Genomic DNA, 1906 nt, shown 5'->3' with positions numbered 1-1906 from the left:
GGTTCGAATCCCTCCCCTTCCATTCTGTTATTGGGGTATAGCCAAGCGGTAAGGCAAGGGACTTTGACTCCCTCATGCGTTGGTTCGAATCCAGCTACCCCAGTCAAAGGTATCAAGTTTTGGCTTGACACCGTCAAAGATAAAAGTTGTTGTCATTGCGGGTTACCTTGAGAAATATTATTGTTGTCAAAAGTTAGTTAAACTAACTTTTGTTGGAGGATTTTTTAGAATGAATGAATTTGAAGATTTACTAAACAGTGTTAGCGAAGTAAATCCAGGTGATGTAGTCACTGCGGAAGTTTTAACAGTTGATAATGAACAAGCAAACGTTATTATCGAAGGAACAGGTGTTGAGGGTGTTCTTACACTTCGTGAATTGACTAATGATCGTGATGCTGATATTAACGATTTTGTTAAAGCTGGCGACACAGTTGAAGTTCTTGTTCTTCGTCAAGTTGTAGGTAAAGATACTGATACAGTTACTTTCCTTGTCTCTAAAAAACGTTTGGAAGCTCGCAAAGCTTGGGATAAACTTGTTGGTCGCGAAGGTGAAGTTGTTACTGTTAAAGGAACACGTGCCGTTAAAGGTGGCCTTTCAGTTGAATTTGAAGGACTTCGCGGTTTCATTCCGGCTTCAATGATTGATACTCGTTTTGTTCGTAACACTGAAAAATTTGTTGGACAAGAATTTGAAGCAAAAATCAAAGAAGTTGTTCCAGCTGAAAACCGTTTCATCCTTTCACGTCGTGACGTTGTTGAAGAAAAAGCAGCTGAAGCACGTAAAGAAGTCTTCTCAAAACTTGAAGAAGGCGCTATCGTTAAAGGTAAAGTTGCTCGTTTGACAAGCTTTGGTGCATTCATCGACTTAGGTGGTGTTGATGGGCTTGTTCACGTTACTGAATTGTCACATGAACGCAACGTTTCACCTAAATCAGTTGTTTCTGTTGGTGAAGAAGTAGAAGTTAAAGTTCTTTCAATCGATGAAGAAGCAGGTCGTGTATCACTTTCACTTAAAGCAACAACACCTGGACCATGGGATGGTGTAGAACAAAAACTTGCTGCTGGTGATGTTGTTGAAGGTAAAGTAAAACGTTTGACTGATTTTGGTGCTTTCGTTGAGGTATTGCCAGGTATCGATGGACTTGTTCACATTTCACAAATTTCACACAAACGTGTTGAAAATCCAAAAGATGTTCTTTCAATAGGACAAGAAGTTAAAGTTAAAGTTTTGGATGTAAATGCTGATGCAGAACGTGTATCACTTTCAATCAAAGCTCTTGAAGAACGTCCAGCACAAGCTGAAAACAACGAAGAAAAACGCCAATCACGTCCACGTCGTCAAAAACGTGAAGTAAAACGTGATTACGAACTTCCAGAAACTCAAACTGGATTCTCAATGGCTGATTTGTTCGGTGATATCGAATTATAATCACTAGCTAATATATCAGGTACGAGGTTGATGTTAATCGACCTCGTATTCTTTTTTTGTTTTGGTTTTTATTTTTCTGGAAATATGGTATAATATAACAGTTGCCACTCTTAGTGTAATGGATATCACGCAAGATTCCGGTTCTTGAAATAGGGGTTCGATTCCCTTAGGGTGGATACAACTATATTAAAAAAGCTTGGTTTCAAGGCTTTTTTAATTCTAAAAATAAGTTTTGTCCAAAATTTGTCCCAAAATATTTAAATAATTTTTCTAACAAGTTCAAACACTTCATCTTGCCTTCTCTCAAATAGATGGGCGTACGTTTGAAGTGTTTCTGTAGCGTCCTTGTGCCCGACAAGTCTTGCAATTGAAACAACGTCAATATTATGATAAATCAAAAAGCTTACATACGTATGTCTCAAACTGTGACAAGTAACTTCCGTTTGAGTTCGTTTTTTAACCTAACAGCCCGTAATT

At 38.1% G+C, this 1906-nt stretch carries 2 protein-coding genes and 3 tRNA genes (1 of these 5 cut by a window edge); 4 read left to right on the top strand and 1 reads right to left on the bottom strand.

What is annotated here, in order from left to right:
* The 4 genes from B3R79_RS01080 to B3R79_RS01065 form a co-directional block, all read left to right on the top strand.
* Positions 1-22: transfer RNA gene (locus tag B3R79_RS01080), tRNA-Tyr, on the top strand (it extends 53 nt beyond the left edge of the window).
* A 9-nt stretch (positions 23-31) separates the two neighbouring features.
* A tRNA-Gln gene (locus B3R79_RS01075) sits at positions 32-103 on the top strand.
* A 126-nt stretch (positions 104-229) separates the two neighbouring features.
* Positions 230-1429 carry a 30S ribosomal protein S1 gene (gene rpsA, locus B3R79_RS01070; RefSeq protein WP_154455163.1) on the top strand — a complete coding sequence of 400 codons (1200 nt, stop codon included), beginning with the start codon at positions 230-232 and terminating at the stop codon, positions 1427-1429.
* 104 nt (positions 1430-1533) lie between these two features.
* Positions 1534-1605 (top strand) — tRNA-Arg (locus B3R79_RS01065).
* Positions 1606-1686: 81 nt separating this feature from the next.
* Here the strand turns inward: B3R79_RS01065 and B3R79_RS01060 are convergent.
* Positions 1687-1827: a hypothetical protein gene (locus B3R79_RS01060; protein ID WP_414717722.1), complete on the bottom strand. Its 141-nt coding sequence runs from the start codon at positions 1825-1827 to the stop codon at positions 1687-1689.
* Positions 1828-1906: the final 79 nt, after the last annotated feature.

Origin of the sequence: Streptococcus sp. UBA3373 (assembly GCF_002360305.1) — a bacterium.
Classification (GTDB): Bacteria; Bacillota; Bacilli; order Lactobacillales; family Streptococcaceae; genus Streptococcus; species Streptococcus alactolyticus.
Note: the sequence above shows the minus strand (reverse complement) of the source record. Positions and strands in the feature narration are given on the sequence as shown.